The sequence below is a fragment of the Franconibacter daqui genome (assembly GCF_014644275.1).
GTDB classification, from domain to species: domain Bacteria; phylum Pseudomonadota; class Gammaproteobacteria; order Enterobacterales; family Enterobacteriaceae; genus Franconibacter; species Franconibacter pulveris.
Window position 1 is genome coordinate 142406 of record NZ_BMKJ01000004.1, and the last position, 14637, is coordinate 157042.

14 protein-coding genes are annotated in these 14637 nt (G+C 57.5%); 6 read left to right on the forward strand and 8 right to left on the reverse strand.

Translation table 11 applies throughout. The features are described 5' to 3' along the window. The first annotated feature begins 330 nt into the window (after window positions 1-330). Both IEX01_RS14675 and IEX01_RS14680 read left to right on the forward strand, forming a co-directional pair. Window positions 331-489 (forward strand): type I toxin-antitoxin system Hok/Gef family toxin, encoded by a 159-nt coding sequence (locus IEX01_RS14675; RefSeq protein ID WP_024557820.1) that lies wholly within the window; start codon window positions 331-333, stop codon window positions 487-489. A gap of 255 nt (window positions 490-744) precedes the next feature. Beyond that, window positions 745-1455 carry a DUF3053 domain-containing protein gene (locus IEX01_RS14680; RefSeq protein WP_024557821.1) on the forward strand — a complete coding sequence of 237 codons (711 nt, stop codon included), beginning with the start codon at window positions 745-747 and terminating at the stop codon, window positions 1453-1455. A 28-nt stretch (window positions 1456-1483) separates the two neighbouring features. Here the strand turns inward: IEX01_RS14680 and ghrB are convergent, their stop codons facing one another. From ghrB to IEX01_RS14705, 5 genes are all read right to left on the reverse strand, one after another. After that, window positions 1484-2458, reverse strand: coding sequence for a glyoxylate/hydroxypyruvate reductase GhrB (gene ghrB, locus IEX01_RS14685; protein ID WP_024557822.1), 975 nt, complete (start codon window positions 2456-2458; stop codon window positions 1484-1486). A 67-nt stretch (window positions 2459-2525) separates the two neighbouring features. After that, window positions 2526-3806, reverse strand: a complete 1281-nt coding sequence (locus tag IEX01_RS14690) for an MFS transporter (protein ID WP_024560927.1) — start codon at window positions 3804-3806, stop codon at window positions 2526-2528. 303 nt (window positions 3807-4109) lie between these two features. Then, window positions 4110-5048, reverse strand: a complete 939-nt coding sequence (locus IEX01_RS14695; RefSeq protein ID WP_188724089.1) for a sugar kinase — start codon at window positions 5046-5048, stop codon at window positions 4110-4112. 5 nt (window positions 5049-5053) lie between these two features. Then, window positions 5054-5803, reverse strand: a complete 750-nt coding sequence (locus IEX01_RS14700; RefSeq protein ID WP_024557825.1) for a sugar phosphate isomerase/epimerase family protein — start codon at window positions 5801-5803, stop codon at window positions 5054-5056. Window positions 5804-5915: 112 nt separating this feature from the next. Then, window positions 5916-6935 carry a LacI family DNA-binding transcriptional regulator gene (locus IEX01_RS14705; RefSeq protein WP_024557826.1) on the reverse strand — a complete coding sequence of 340 codons (1020 nt, stop codon included), beginning with the start codon at window positions 6933-6935 and terminating at the stop codon, window positions 5916-5918. Window positions 6936-7153: 218 nt separating this feature from the next. Here IEX01_RS14705 and zinT point away from each other — a divergent pair, with 218 nt between their 5' ends. After that, complete coding sequence (zinT, locus tag IEX01_RS14710; RefSeq protein WP_024557827.1) at window positions 7154-7792, forward strand: metal-binding protein ZinT; 639 nt, start codon at window positions 7154-7156, stop codon at window positions 7790-7792. Window positions 7793-7858: 66 nt separating this feature from the next. Here the strand turns inward: zinT and IEX01_RS14715 are convergent, their stop codons facing one another. Beyond that, window positions 7859-8521, reverse strand: a complete 663-nt coding sequence (locus tag IEX01_RS14715) for an OmpA family lipoprotein (protein WP_024557828.1) — start codon at window positions 8519-8521, stop codon at window positions 7859-7861. Window positions 8522-8700: 179 nt separating this feature from the next. On the opposite strand from IEX01_RS14715, the gene IEX01_RS14720 reads away from it, so the two are divergent. Then, window positions 8701-11034, forward strand: coding sequence for a molybdopterin guanine dinucleotide-containing S/N-oxide reductase (locus tag IEX01_RS14720; protein ID WP_024560932.1), 2334 nt, complete (start codon window positions 8701-8703; stop codon window positions 11032-11034). Here the strand turns inward: IEX01_RS14720 and IEX01_RS14725 are convergent. Together IEX01_RS14725 and IEX01_RS14730 are read right to left on the reverse strand one after the other, a co-directional pair. Then, entirely contained in the window at window positions 10997-11443 is a 447-nt protein-coding gene (locus IEX01_RS14725) for an N-acetyltransferase (RefSeq protein WP_024560933.1), read from the reverse strand. The two genes, IEX01_RS14720 and IEX01_RS14725, sit on opposite strands and share 38 nt — an antisense overlap. Then, the gene (locus tag IEX01_RS14730) at window positions 11440-12003 is read right to left on the reverse strand and encodes a DNA-3-methyladenine glycosylase I (protein WP_024557831.1); all 564 of its coding nucleotides are present in this window, start codon (window positions 12001-12003) and stop codon (window positions 11440-11442) included. The genes IEX01_RS14725 and IEX01_RS14730 overlap by 4 nt, the downstream gene beginning before the upstream one ends. Window positions 12004-12156: 153 nt before the next feature. Here IEX01_RS14730 and IEX01_RS14735 point away from each other — a divergent pair, with 153 nt between their 5' ends. Both IEX01_RS14735 and IEX01_RS14740 read left to right on the forward strand, forming a co-directional pair. Next, on the forward strand, window positions 12157-12867 hold the full coding sequence (locus IEX01_RS14735; protein ID WP_188724090.1) for an autotransporter domain-containing protein: 711 nt from the start codon (window positions 12157-12159) through the stop codon (window positions 12865-12867). Between the two features lie 497 nt (window positions 12868-13364). Next, complete coding sequence (locus tag IEX01_RS14740; RefSeq protein ID WP_048888750.1) at window positions 13365-14567, forward strand: L-lactate MFS transporter; 1203 nt, start codon at window positions 13365-13367, stop codon at window positions 14565-14567. Window positions 14568-14637: the final 70 nt, after the last annotated feature.

The window sequence follows — 14637 nt, forward strand, 5'->3', positions numbered from 1 at the left end:
CAGTCGCACTCAGGGCTGCACTTCAATGGGGCAAGAAGGGCAGGGCGCGGTAATACAGCGCGGATAGTTTCAGATTAAGGCTGCGGAAAAAGACGCGCTGCATCTTCTGAAAGTTGGCCGGGGTTGGCTGGGCAAGGAACACAGAGGCGTATAGTGGCGCTGGCGCTTGAGGCTTTTTGCCTCATGCGATCGGCACAAAAGCGGATGTGCGGTGAGGCAGAAAGAAGAAAGCCCCGAAGGTCAATTTTCATTAACCAACGAGGCCTACTCCGACGCCTAGACACCGCCAGAGTAGCCTCTTACCCGCCGCAAGGCAAGGAGAAGAAAGCGATGAAGCTGCCGCAAAACCCCCGGGTCTGGTACTTATTAATCGTCTGCAGCACGCTGTTAATAACGCTGTTCCTGACGAGAAATTCATTCTGTGAAATTCGCTATAAGGACGGGCCTCTGGAGGTTGTTGCGCTTATGGCCTACGAATCCGGTAAGTAAGCAACCTGAAGGCGGGGGAGTATTCCCGCCTTTCAGGCCTGAGGTGGACGGGCGTACCGCGAGCGCCTTTATAAGGGCTGTCAGCGCAGGCTGGCAGCCCCTTTTTTCTCACGGACGTGATGTTAATAAAAGGCGCGCAAGCCTGCATTGCGAAGCAATAAAGGGTATCCTGCGAGGCGCGCGTGGACTATTCTTGTCAGCGTTGAAAGCACGCTGGTGGCAGGGTGCGTAATTCGTGGTGAAAGGAGTAAAAAAATGGCGACAGGTAAGTCCTGCTCTCGCTGGTTTGCGCCGCTGGCGGCGTTACTGATGGTGGTTAGCCTGAGCGGGTGCTTTGATAAAGAGGGCGATCAACGCAAAGCGTTTATCGATTTTCTGCAAAACACGGTGATGCGTAGCGGCGAACAGCTGCCGACGTTGACGGCGGACCAGAAAAAGCAGTTCGGCCCGTTCGTTTCTGATTACGCCGTGCTTTACGGCTATTCCCAGCAGGTGAATCAGGCGATGGACGCCGGCATTCGCCCGGTGGTGGACAGCGTAAACAGCATCCGCGTGCCGCAGGATTACATGACCCAGCGTGAAGCGCTGCGCCAGGCTAACGGCTCGCTCGGCGTGCTGAGTCAGCAGTTGCAAAACGCTAAAATGCAGGCGGACAACTCGCGCTCGACGCTGAAGCTCGCAGACGATCTGAAGCCGGTCTTTGATAAAGCCTATGAGAAAGTGGTGACCGGCCCGGCGAACGCGCTGCAGCCGCTGATCCCGGCTGCTCAGGTGTTCACGCAACAGCTGGTGCAGGTTGGCGATTTCATCGCTCAGCAGGGCACGCAGGTGAGCTTTGTGTCGAACGGCATTCAGTTTCCTACCTCTCAGCAGGCAAGCCAGTACAATTCGCTGATTGGCCCGCTCGCTTCTCAGCATCAGGCTTTTATGCAAGCTTACAGCGCCGCGACTAACGCGATGCAGTAACAAAAAACGGCTCTTACGAGCCGTTTTTTTATTTCACCGCCTGTGGGTTCACGCAGTTCTTTTCTACGTTGCCGTTCAGCGCGTCAATCAGGTTATCCACCGCGCAGGCCGCCATGTTGTAACGCGTTTCGTGGGTTGCTGAGCCGATGTGCGGCAGCGCCACGACGTTTGGCATTGAAAGCAGCGGCGAATCCGCCGGCAGCGGCTCCTGCTCAAATACATCCAGACCCGCCGCGTGGATTTTCCCCGCCTTCAGCGCGTCAATCAGCGCCGGTTCATCCACTACCGGGCCGCGTCCGGCATTGATAAGAATGGCGGAAGGCTTCATCAGCGCGATTTTTTCGGCGTTGATAAGATGATGCGTTTCCTCTGTTAACGGCAGCACGATGCAGACGAAGTCCGATTCGCGCAGCAGCGTATCCAGGTCGCAAGGACGAGCGTTGAAACGCTCTTCCGCTTCCTGGTGCTGGCGGCGGGCGTTATACAGAATGGGCATGCCGAAGCCGAAGTGCGCGCGCTGCGCCAGCGCAAGGCCGATGCGGCCCATGCCGACAATGCCCAGCGTTTTATGGTGTACGTCAATGCCGAACCAATCCGGACCGATGCTCTTCGTCCATTCCCCTTTTTTCACGCGCTCCGCGACTTCCAGCGCGCGGCGCGCGGTGGTCAGCACCAGCGTCATCAGGGTATCCGCCACCGTTTCGGTCAGCACGGTTGGCGTATGCATCAGCGCGATGTGGCGGGCGTTCAGCGCGTCAACGTCAAAGTTGTCATACCCAACGGAAACGGTGGAGGTGGCGCGAAGCTTAGGCATTTTCGCCAGCAGCGCTTCATCGACCTTTTCGCTCGAGCCCAGCAGCCCTTCAGCGTTGGCGAACGCCTCAGCGTGCTGTTCTACCGTTTCCGGGCTTAAGTTTTTAACCTGAGTTACGGTGAAGTGGCTTTCCAGGCGGGCGAGCAGGTCGTCGGGGAGGGATTTATAAAGAATGACGGACGGCTTCATGCAAATCTCCTGCGTTTAGCGAAGTTTCAAGCGTAGACGAAAGGGCGGCATCATGCCGCCCTGTGCGTTATGCGTGGCGAGCGCCGGCTGGCATCCGCTGGCTCACCGTGGGTTTAACGATAAGTGTGAGCCATACGGAGGCGAAAAGCGCCACACCCATAAAAATGTAGGAGGCGGCCGGGCTGCCCGTGGCGCCGTTGAGATAACCCACCACCCAGGAGCCGACAAACGACCCGAGCGCCCCCATGCTGTTGATTAACGCCATCGCGCCGCCCGCGACATTTTTCGGCAGCATTTCCGGGATAATCGCGAAGAACGGGCCGTACGGGGCATACATCGCCGCACCGGCTATCACCAGCAGCGTATAGGAGGCCCAGAAATGGTTCGCGCCCAGCGCCCATGAGCCGATAAACGCCAGCCCGCCAATCAACAGCAGCGGCCAGACGAACAGCTTGCGGTTCTGCATCTTATCAGACGCCCAGGAGACCACGATCATGGCGATGGTCGCGGCCAGATAAGGCACGGACGAAAGCCAGCCCACTTCCACCATGCCCATGTTTTCGCTGCCGCTGCGGATAATGGAAGGCAGCCACAGAACGAAGCCGTAAACGCCGATGCTCCAGGCGAAGTATTGCGCGCACAGCAGAATAACGTTGCGTGAGCGGAACGCTTCACTGTAGTTGCGCACCGCTTTAATGCCTTGCTGTTCCTGGTCGAGCTGCGCCTGCAGCGCCGCTTTTTCCTCATCCGCCAGCCATTTCACCTGGGTCGGTTTATCTTTCACCAGCACCCACCAGCAAAAAGCCCAGATCACCGCCGGCACCCCTTCGATAATGAACATTTCACGCCAGCCGAAAGACTGGATCAGGTAGCCGGAGACCACCGACATCCACAATACCGTCACCGGGTTGCCGAGGATCAGGAAGGTGTTCGCGCGCGAACGCTCCGATTTGGTAAACCAGTTGCTGATGTAAATCAGCATGGCGGGCATCACTGCCGCCTCCACCACGCCGAGGATAAAGCGGATTGCCGCAAGCATCGGGATATTGCTCACCACGCCGGTGAGCGAGGCGCAGGCACCCCATAAAATCAGGCAGATAAAGATAAGCTTGCGCACGCTGCGGCGTTCGGCGTAGACCGCGCCGGGGATTTGGAAAAAGAAGTATCCCAGGAAGAAGAGCGCGCCCAGCAGGGAAGAAACCCCTTTGGTAATGCCCAGATCTTCGTTGATGCCCGCCGCGGAGGCGAAGCTGAAGTTAGCGCGGTCGAGGTAGGCCAGGCTGTACGTGATAAACACGATAGGCATGATGTACAGCCAGCGTTTTGATGCATTAGTCGGGCTTTTCATAAGCTTCCCTCTATGGTTGAGGTTAGGGCAACGCGTCGATGTAGGGGGCGACGGATGCTGTTAATACTGACTCGCTTTCAGGTGGGTGAGGACTGCTCTCCTCATCCCGGCCCTCGCCCCAAAGGGGCGAGGGAGAAAACCACTTACTTTTGCGTTCTGCTCTTTTTCTCTCGCCGGAACGGCGGAGGAAAAATCGCTTAACTTTGTGTTCCGCTCTTTCCCGGCGCAGGGGAGGGCGCGCTTAACGATGACCTGTCCGCTTTTTCCCCTCTCCCTTTCAGGAAAAAGGATGGGGTAAGGGTGTTACTCACCCAGTTGCTCACGGGTCGGCAATCCTTCGCTGTCGCCGGGCACCTGAATCGCCAGTGAGCCGATTTTATTGCCGCGGCAAACCGCCTGATGCAGGGTTTTGCCTTCCAGCAGCGCGCTGATTACGCCTACCGCAAAACCGTCGCCTGCGCCGACGGTATCCACCACGTTATCCACCTTCACCGCTGCCACAGCGCCTTGCTCGCCGCTGGCGGTTTTGAACCACGCGCCATCGGCGCCCGTTTTCAGCACCACCGCGTTTACGCCGCGTTCGAGGTAAAAATCGGCGATGCCTTCCGGCGTGGTTTGCCCGGTCAGAATCACGCCTTCCTTCAGCCCCGGCAGCACCCAGTCCGCCTGGAAGGCGAGCTGGTTTAGTTTCTCTACCATCTCCGCTTCGCTTTTCCACAGCACCGGGCGCAGGTTCGGGTCGAAGGAGATAGTTTTGCCTTCGGCTTTCATCATGCGCACCGTGTGGTTAAGCAGCTCCAGCGAAGAGGTTGAAAGCGCTGCCGCCACGCCGCTGACATGCAGGTGACGGGCGCTGTAAAACAGCGGCGCGTTAAAATCTTCTACGGAAAGGTGGCTGGCGGCGGAACCTTTACGGAAATATTCCACAGTGGGATCGGTTCCATCTTCAACCTTCGATTTCAACTGGAAACCGGTCGGATAGCGGTCGTCGATGGTGACGCCCTGGGTGCTAATTCCCTCTTTCGCCAACTGTTGCAGCACAAAGCGGCCAAAGGAGTCTTTGCCGACCCGGCTTACCCAGCTCACCTGCAGGCCGAGCCGGGCAAGGCCTGTCGCCACGTTCAGTTCCGCCCCGGCGACCCGCTTCATAAAGCGTTCAACGTCGGCCAGATCGCCGGTTTCGGTGGCGACGAACATTGCCATCGCTTCGCCAATGGTGATGACATCCAGCGTGTTCGGCATGGCCTTTACTCCTCGCGTAACAGGTTGACGTAATGACGGGTGACGGCGGTGAGATCGCGCCCTTCCAGCGGGAACTCAATGCCGCGCGGCGCGTCGGCGGGCAGCTGATTCAGCAGCGCGCGCCAGCGCGGCTCTGCGTCATCCAGCGCAATGGCGCGGTAGTGATAGTGGTGTGGCACGGCGGCCTTCACGTGAATGTAGCTGACGGAAGGCGCCAGAAAGCGTGCGGCGTCTTCCGGCGAGTCGCCCACCCACAGCCAGTTCGCCATATCAAAGGTCAGTTTCACCGGCAGATTGAGCACCTTGCTGGCGGCCTGGAAGCGCTGCATCGGCTTAAGCTGGCCGCAATCGGTCTGGTCGTTTTCCACTACCAGCGCCACGTTGGAGAGGGCGAGCAGGGAAAAGAGCGGCTCCGCCTGGCGGTTATGACGAAAATGACCAAGCGACACCTTCAGCCAACGGGCGTTCAGCTCGTGCGCTTCCGTCAGCAGATCGGGAAGCTGAGGGTTAAGTTTGCCGTCGGTATCAAAAAGCGGCTCTGGCGCGGAGTAGCAGGCGAACAGCCCTTTCTCTTCAATGGTGCGCGCAAGGGCCGGGAGGTTGTTGCGCTCTTCAGGGCTTAACAGTTCGCGGCGAATTTCCACGCCGTCGGCCCCGGCTTCGGCGATAATCGGCAGGACTGCCTGCTGCCCGCCGAGGGATTTAACCCGGTCGTTACCGTAAGCGGCGGTAACAACAATAATTTCTCTCTCCATCGATTTCTCCGGAGTGGTTACATCTGTATAACATAGCTATTACGCTAGATGGAACCGGTTCCAAAGAGAAGGCCAGGATGTTGAATTTATGATCGCCATCACGAACAGTCGATCAGCGCGCCGTGGAGCCCCGGACAATCAGCTCGCCGGAAAAAACCTGCTCCCGCACCGTTTCTTCATGCCCTTCAATACGTTTTACCACCTGCTCAAGCGCGGCGTAGCCAATCTGCCAGGTGGGCTGTTTTAAGGTCGTGATGCCAACGCCTGCGAGCTCCGCCCATTCCAGTTCGTCGAAGCCAAGCAGGCCGATGTCTGCGCCCCAGTGCAGGCCGATGCGCTTAAGCGAGCGGGCTACCTGCAGCGTCAGCGCGCCGTTGGCTGAGATAACCGCTTTGCGCATGCCGCGATACTGCTGGTGAAACTGACGCAGGATATTGTCCAGGCGCTCCGTCTCATGCAGCGGCGTTTCTTCATTCTGCGCCACAATGCCGGGATAACGCGCGGCAGTGTGGCGAAACGCTTTCAACCGCTCCTGACGGGTGTTTACCGTACCGAGCGGCTCGCTCAGAAACAGCAGCGCTTCAAACCCCTGCTCGATTAAATGCTCCGTGGCGGTAGTCGCCGCCTGGTTGTTATCAAGCCCGACGACATCGCAGGCGAAATCGGGGATCTTGCGGTCAATCAGCACCATCGGCAGCGCCGACTGCTGCAGGCGGCTCAATCCCTCTTCACGCATTCCCACGGCGTTCACCACAATGCCTTCCACCTGATAGCTGCGCAGCAGGTCGAGGTAATGCAGCTCCTGATCAAGCTCGTTATTGGTGTTGCAGACCAGCGGCGTAAAGCCTTTTTCCCGGCACGCGGCTTCGATGCCGCTCAGCACGTTAACGGAATAGGGATTGGTGATGTCTGCGATGATAAGACCAATTAGCCGCGTGCGCCCACGCTTGAGGCCGCGCGCCATCTGGCTGGGGCGATAATCCAGGGCGGCTATGGCGCGCTCAATGCGCTCAAGCAAGGCTTCGGAAAGCAGATGTTTTTCGCCGTTGAGGTAGCGCGAAACGCTGGTTTTGCCGGTATTCGCCGCTTTCGCCACGTCGCTGATGGTGGCGCGAGACGCTTTTATGGTCATGGAGCTTCCTTCTGAGTGCTGTAACGCCTGCCGGTCAGGTGGCTGTTTTTATTATTAGATTATTTAGGGGGCAGGCGTAAAGCGGACCGTTGCCGGGCGCGGCGCGTCATTCATCGCTTGCCGGTTGGTTATTGCGCTTGTGCGGCTTTGCAGAACTGTTAATTATTATGTTATAACGTATCAATTAATAACCATGCTTGCACAGGAGAGTGAGAGTAATGAATAAGTTAGCCTTGTTACTGGCAATAGGGCTTGTACTGCCTGGCGCTCAGGCGTTTGCCCATGCGCATCATCATGGCGCGCCGCTGACAGAGGCGGAGCAGAAAGCCAGCGAAGGTATTTTTGATGATAAAGCGGTTAAAGATCGCCCGCTAAGCGACTGGGATGGCGTGTGGCAATCGCTTAACCCTTATTTGTTAAACGGCGATCTCGACCCGGTTTTAGCCAGGAAGGCGAAAGCGGCCAATAAAAGCGTGGAGGAGTATCGGGCTTATTATAAAAAAGGTTACGCCACGGATGTGGAGATGATCGGCATTGAAAACAATGTGATGGAATTCCATACCGGTAAAGCCGTAAACGCCTGCCAGTACAGCTATAACGGTTTTAAAATTCTGACTTATGCTTCCGGTAAAAAGGGCGTGCGCTACCTTTTTGAATGTAAAGACGCCGCGTCAAAGGCGCCGAAATATGTCCAGTTCAGCGACCACACCATCGCCCCGCGCAAATCACAGCATTTCCATATTTTTATGGGTAATGCTTCACACGAGGCGTTATTAAAAGAGATGGATAACTGGCCGACTTATTATCCCTACCAGTTAAGCAAAGCGCAGATTGTGGATGAGATGCTGCACCATTAACTTTTCTCAGCGAGTAAACCGGCTAAATACGCCTCACCGGAAAAGCGCGGTGAGGCGTGCTGCCTGTTACTGCAACGGGCTTAAGGTAATTTCTACGCGACGGTTCTGCGCTTTACCTTCTTCAGTGCTGTTGCTGGCGATAGGGTTCGCCGGGCCCATGCCGCTGGTGCGGATGCGGTTGGCCGCCACGCCCTGCGTGATAAGCGCGCTGGCGACGCTTTCTGCGCGCTGCTGCGACAGACGCATGTTGAGATCCTGGCCGCCGGTGCTGTCGGTGTAGCCCACCACGTTAACCGCGGTTTTCGGATACTCTTTGAGCACCATCGCCACGCCGGTCAGGGTGTTGGCGCCCGCGGGTTTCAGGTTCGCCTGATTGCTGTCAAAGGTCACATTGTTAGGCATGTTGAGGATAATGTTGTCGCCACTGCGGGTGACGCTTACGCCGGTGCCCTGCATTTTGTCGCGCAGCTTAGCTTCCTGCACATCCATGTAATACCCTACGCCGCCGCCGAGCGCCGCGCCCGCCGCCGCGCCAATCAGCGCGCCTTTGCCGCGATCTTTCTTCGAAGAGGAGAGCGCGCCGACGCCTGCGCCTACCAGCGTGCCGAGGCCTGCGCCGATACCCGATTTCCCTGCTTCACGTTCGCCGGTGTAGGGGTTAGTCGTACAGCCGGAAACGGCCAGTGCGCCGCTGACCAGAGCGGCAATCATCATTACGCGTTTTTTCATCGCATATCCTTATTCAATTTATTTCTTGGCCGCATACAACGGCGGTGATTGATTATGCCGGGTGTTTATGTTGAAAATTTCAGGAACTCTTCCGATTTTGTAAGCAATAGTGAGTCGAGTGGCGATAAAGTAAACACAATCACGCCACGTTATCTGCAAATGCCAGTCAGGAGCCCGTTTTGGCGAACTCATCCTCTTTAAAACAAATTGTCACGGCCGCCCACTGGGGGCCGATGGTGGTGGAAACCGACGGTGAGACCGTCTTCTCCTCCACGGGCGCGCTTGAAACCCGCCACCCCAATTCCCTGCAAACGGCGGTGCCCGATCAGGTACACAGCAAAACCCGCGTGCGCTACCCGATGGCGCGTAAAGGCTTTCTCGCCTCGCCAGACAAACCGCAGGGCGTGCGCGGGCAGGATGAATTTGTTCGCATAAGCTGGGACGAGGCGCTCGCGCTTATCCATCAACAGCATCAGCGTATTCGTACCAGTTACGGTCCGTCGGCGATTTTCGCAGGCTCCTACGGCTGGCGTTCTAACGGCGTGCTGCACAAGGCGGCGACGCTGCTGCAGCGCTATATGAGCCTTGCGGGCGGCTATACGGGCCATCTGGGCGACTATTCCACGGGCGCGGCGCAGGTGATAATGCCTTACGTGGTGGGCGGCAACGAGGTTTATCAACAGCAGACCAGCTGGCCGCTGGTGCTTGAGCACAGCGAGGTGGTCGTGCTGTGGAGCGCTAACCCGCTCAATACGCTGAAAATCGCCTGGAACGCCTCGGACGAGCAGGGCATCGGCTATTTCGAACAGCTGAAGAAGAGCGGCAAACGCATTTTCTGCATCGATCCGATGCGCTCGGAAACGGTGGAGTTTCTTGGCGACAGCGTGACGTGGATTGCCCCGCATATGGGCACCGACGTGGCGCTGATGCTCGGCATCGCCCACACGCTGGTGGAGAATGGCTGGCAGGATCGGGCGTTTCTGGAACGCTGTACCCATGGTTATGAGATTTTCGCCGATTACCTTACCGGCAAAAGCGACGGAACGGCGAAAACGGCGGAGTGGGCCGCGGAAATTTGCGGCGTTGAGGCTGCCGCCATTCGTGAGCTGGCGCAGCTTTTCCATGAAAACCGCACCATGCTGATGGCGGGCTGGGGCATGCAGCGCCAGCAGTACGGCGAGCAGAAACACTGGATGCTGGTGACGCTTGCCGCCATGCTCGGGCAAATCGGCCTGCCGGGCGGCGGTTTTGGCCTCTCTTACCACTTCGCCAACGGCGGCAACCCGACGCGCCGCGCCGCGGTGCTCGCCTCTATGCAAGGCTCGCTGGCGGGCGGTGTGGATGCGGTGGACAAAATCCCGGTGGCGCGAATTGTCGAAGCGCTGGAAAACCCGGGCGGCGCTTACCATCACAACGGCGAACAGCGCACGTTTCCCGATATCCGCTTCATCTGGTGGGCGGGCGGCAGCAACTTTACCCATCATCAGGATACCAACCGGCTGATTAACGCCTGGCAGAAGCCGGAGCTGGTGGTGATTTCCGAATGCTTCTGGACGGGCGCGGCGAAGCACGCCGACATCGTGCTGCCCATCACCACCTCGTTTGAGCGCAACGACATGACCATGACCGGCGACTACAGCAACCAGCATCTGGTGCCGATGAAGCAGGTTGTGCCGCCGCAGTATGAAGCGCGTAATGATTTCGACGTTTTCGCCGCGCTCAGCGAACGGTGGGAAGAGGGCGGGCACGCGCGGTTTACCGAAGGCAAAACCGAGCTGGAATGGCTGGAGACGTTTTATAACATCGCCAGCGAGCGCGGCGCGCAGCAGCAGGTGACGCTGCCGCCCTTCAACGATTTCTGGCAGGCGAACAACATTATCGAAATGCCGCAGAACCCGCAAAACGCTGAATTCATCCGCTTCGCCGCGTTTCGCGACGACCCGGCGGCAAACCCGCTTAAAACGCCAAGCGGCAAAATCGAGATCTATTCCGAGCGTATCGCCCGCTACGGCTACGCCGACTGCCCGCCGCACCCCACCTGGCTTGCGCCGGACGAATGGCAGGGCAACGCGCGGGAAGGGCAACTGCAGCTGCTTTCCGCGCACCCGGCGCACCGCCTGCACAGCCAGCTTAACTACGCGAAACTGCGCGATCGCTACGCGGTGGCCGGGCGCGAGCCGCTGACGCTGCATCCGCAGGACGCTAACGCGCGCGGCATTGAAGATGGCGACCTGGTGCGCGTATGGAACGAACGCGGCCAGGTGCTGGCGGGCGCGGTAGTCACCGACGGCATTAAGCCCGGCGTGATTTGCCTGCATCAGGGCGCATGGCCGGATCTCGATAAAACGGCGGACGGCATTTGCAAAAACGGCGCGGTTAACGTGCTGACGCTGGATATTCCCTCTTCACGCCTTGCTAACGGCTGCGCTGGCAACACGACCCTTGTGTGGATGGAAAAATACCGGGGGCCTGCGCTTAGCGTAACGGCGTTTGATCCGCCCACCAGCGCATAATCCATGTCGGGTGGTGAGTCTCTTCCTGCCAGGCGCTCGCTTCAATGCGAAAGCCCTGCGCGTGATAGAACGTCACCGCCCGCTCGTTTTGCTGGTACACCTCAAGACTCAGGTTGTCGTAGCGCTGCTTAACATGGCTGAGCAGCGCGGCGCCGATACCTCTGCCAAGCTTGTCCGGCGCCACGAACAGCGCGCCGATAAACTGTTCGTCCAGCACGCTGATAAACCCCTCCGGCTCACCGTTACGCTCTGCAATCCAGGTTTGCGCCCGCGGCAGCCAGGCGTCGCGCACCATCGGCAGGCTTTCCAGCCAATACTCCGCCGGGATAAAAGGGTGCCCCATCGTCGTGCTGGCAAGCCACAGGGGCAGCAACGTCGGAATATCGCGCTGGTTTCCCTCGCGGATCATCGCTGATAGTCCGGGTGGCAAAAGCAGCCGGTGAGGTGATCGTTCACCAGCCCGCACGCCTGCATGAAGGCATAACAGGTGGTGGCGCCGACAAACTTAAAGCCGCGTTTTTTTAACGCTTTTGAGAGCGCTTCAGAGGTGGCGGTGCTGGCGGGTACGTCAGCAAGGGTGGCGTAGTGGTTAATCTGCGGCTCGTTATTCACAAACGACCAGACGAATTTTGAAAATTTTTCTCCCTCGGCTTCCATTGCCATATACGCCTTCGCGTTATTGATGATGGCCTCAATTTTGCCGCGATGGCGAATGATGCCCGGCTCCAGTAAAAGTTTTTCCACCTCTTCGGGTTGTATCAACGCAACGGCTGAAGGATCAAAATCGTGAAAGCATCGACGGTAATGAACTCTTTTTTTCAGTACGGTAATCCACGAAAGGCCCGCCTGCTGTCCTTCCAGGCAAAGCATTTCAAAGAGTTTTTTACCGCTGGTTTGGGGTATGCCCCATTCTTTATCGTGATAATCAAGATAAAGGGGATCCTGGGTGACCCAACCGCAACGTTGCATAAATACGTCCTCTGTTTCTGGTGAAGTAAAGTCTTGCTTAACCCTGCTTGACGTAGCGGATAAAGAGACAATAGTTAACTCAGGGTTATACGCAAATCCGTTTATAAAGCGAACAACAATACGCCGGAACCGGCTCTCTCCTGGAGTCGCCTGATGATTATAACTTTACGCAGTGGGCGCCATGTTATTCAGCGCATGGCGTGGTTGTCGTGGTGTCTGGCTTTTTCACACACAGCGCAGGCCTGGCAACAAGAGTATATCGCTGAAGAGAGTTACACGCCTGGCTCGCAGCGTTATACCTGGGATAATGACAGGCGGCCCAGCTACAACGATATTCTTGCTGAACGTATTGAGTCTTCGCAGCGTCAGGGCGACGCAGCGGGGCTCGCTATACTCTCGTACCAGGAGAGCGCGGCGGAACCGGCGACGCTGGGCGTAGGGTGGAATATTACCCTGCCGGCGCACATCTCCACCGGTCCGGTGGCAAGCTGGCGCTGGGACGGCAGCAACCCGGCCAGCTACAACGACTATGGCGATAGCGCCATCGCGGCGGGCAGCAGCGATAAGCTCTGGCACGCCAGCGTCAGCACCTTCGGCTGGCGCGTCGATTCGCGGCTCGGCTACCTGCGACCCTGGGCGCAAATCAGCTATAACCAGCAGTACGGCGAAAATATCTGGAAAGCGCAGTCCGGCATGCACATGACCGCCTCCAGCAACCAGTACGGCAGTTGGATGGACGTGACGGTGGGCGCGGATATGCCCATTAATCGTCATATGGCGGCCTACGCTTCTCTTTCCCAGGCCGATGGCATGGCGGAAGGCGAGGTTTATTTATATAGCCTTGGGGTGAACGCGCGTTTTTAAACGCTTAACGCGCGCCGGTCTCATCCAGCGCCTCCGGGTGATAAGCAGCACATGTCGGGCATCCTTGTCCGCCATATCACCTGTAAGTGGATATTGCTGAGGAAATCAGCGTTCGCTCCGAAGAGAGGCGCCAGCATGCCCTTGCGGTCGTCGGGGCGTCACCATTCGCATAAAAGCGTGGAAAATGGTTCGCAAACTTTTTTCCGTGTTACGAAGAGCGCACGAAATGGCATCAACCTGACTTCATTTTTGTTACCTGTATCACAACATCATTTTACCTTTTGTTTACTGAAATGGCGCGGCTTATAAAGGAAGTGTGTACTCACATACAAAATTTCTTTCAAAGCGCATCGCAAGATTCAAGGCCGTTCATTCCTTCTGACAGGCATTTCATTCCTCCCTGACTGCATTTCATGCCGTTTTCGATCCGCCATGAAATGCGCTTCGCTATTGTTTGAGGCAGTTAACTTCCTTAATTTTTCTGCGGGATTTCTGCCATGAACACATCACTTAACCACCGTACCCGCTGGCTAACGCTGGTTGGCACCATTGTGACCCAGTTCGCGCTGGGTTCCGTTTATACCTGGAGCCTGTTTAACAGCTCCCTGTCGCAGAAGCTGGATGCGCCTGTCAGCCAGGTGGCGTTCTCTTTCGGCCTGCTAAGCCTGGGGCTTGCGCTCTCTTCCTCCGTCGCCGGGAAACTGCAGGAGCGTTTCGGCGTGAAGCGGGTCACGATGGCCTCTGGCGTGCTGCTGGGGCTTGGTCTGTTTCTGACCGCGCACTCAAATAACCTGATGATGCTCTGGCTGAGCGCGGGCGTGTTGGTGGGGCTTGCGGACGGCGCCGGTTATCTGCTGACGCTCTCCAACTGCGTGAAATGGTTCCCGGAGCGCAAAGGGCTTATCTCTGCGTTTTCCATTGGATCTTACGGTCTGGGTAGCCTCGGTTTTAAATTTATCGACAGCCATCTGCTGGCGACCGTTGGCCTTGAGCACACCTTTATCATCTGGGGCGCGCTGGTGATGGTGATGATTGTGGCGGGCGCTACGCTGATGGTTGATGCGCCGAAACAGCCGGTGGTTAACGCAAGCGGCGTGAGCGAGAAAGATTTCACGCTGGCGGAATCGATGCGCAAACCGCAGTACTGGATGCTGGCGGTCATGTTCCTTACCGCCTGCATGAGCGGCCTGTACGTGATTGGCGTGGCGAAAGACATCGCTCAGGGGATGGTGCGTCTGGACGCGGCGACCGCCGCAAACGCCGTAACGGTGATTTCTATTGCTAACCTTTCGGGCCGTCTGGTGCTCGGCATCCTCTCCGATAAAATCTCCCGCATCCGCGTGATTACGCTCGGCCAGATTATCTCGCTGGTAGGGATGGCGGCGCTGCTTTTCGCTCCGCTCAATGAAATGACCTTCTTTGCCGCTATCGCCTGCGTGGCCTTTAACTTCGGCGGCACGATTACCGTTTACCCGTCGCTGGTGAGCGAATTCTTTGGCCTGAATAACCTCGCCAAAAACTACGGCGTGATTTATCTCGGCTTCGGTATCGGCAGCATTGTAGGCTCGGTGATCGCCTCGCTGTTTGGCGGCTTCTATGTCACCTTCTGCGTGATTTTTGCTCTGCTGATTGTCTCGCTGGCGCTCTCCACCACTATCCGCCAGCCGCAGCGTGAAGCGCTGAAACACGCCCACGCATAACCTTGCCCTGACCTATGCCGCCGCGCCTGCGTGGCGGCTTTTTTATTTGTAACGTCTAACAAGACCCCGG

Coding starts and splice junctions, on each gene's coding strand:
- IEX01_RS14675 (WP_024557820.1), top strand. CDS start 331: ATGAAGCTGCCGCAAAACCCCCGGGTCTGGTACTTATTAATCGTCTGC.
- IEX01_RS14680 (WP_024557821.1), top strand. CDS start 745: ATGGCGACAGGTAAGTCCTGCTCTCGCTGGTTTGCGCCGCTGGCGGCG.
- ghrB (WP_024557822.1), bottom strand. CDS start 2,458: ATGAAGCCGTCCGTCATTCTTTATAAATCCCTCCCCGACGACCTGCTC.
- IEX01_RS14690 (WP_024560927.1), bottom strand. CDS start 3,806: ATGAAAAGCCCGACTAATGCATCAAAACGCTGGCTGTACATCATGCCT.
- IEX01_RS14695 (WP_188724089.1), bottom strand. CDS start 5,048: ATGCCGAACACGCTGGATGTCATCACCATTGGCGAAGCGATGGCAATG.
- IEX01_RS14700 (WP_024557825.1), bottom strand. CDS start 5,803: ATGGAGAGAGAAATTATTGTTGTTACCGCCGCTTACGGTAACGACCGG.
- IEX01_RS14705 (WP_024557826.1), bottom strand. CDS start 6,935: ATGACCATAAAAGCGTCTCGCGCCACCATCAGCGACGTGGCGAAAGCG.
- zinT (WP_024557827.1), top strand. CDS start 7,154: ATGAATAAGTTAGCCTTGTTACTGGCAATAGGGCTTGTACTGCCTGGC.
- IEX01_RS14715 (WP_024557828.1), bottom strand. CDS start 8,521: ATGAAAAAACGCGTAATGATGATTGCCGCTCTGGTCAGCGGCGCACTG.
- IEX01_RS14725 (WP_024560933.1), bottom strand. CDS start 11,443: ATGATCCGCGAGGGAAACCAGCGCGATATTCCGACGTTGCTGCCCCTG.
- IEX01_RS14730 (WP_024557831.1), bottom strand. CDS start 12,003: ATGCAACGTTGCGGTTGGGTCACCCAGGATCCCCTTTATCTTGATTAT.
- IEX01_RS14735 (WP_188724090.1), top strand. CDS start 12,157: ATGATTATAACTTTACGCAGTGGGCGCCATGTTATTCAGCGCATGGCG.
- IEX01_RS14740 (WP_048888750.1), top strand. CDS start 13,365: ATGAACACATCACTTAACCACCGTACCCGCTGGCTAACGCTGGTTGGC.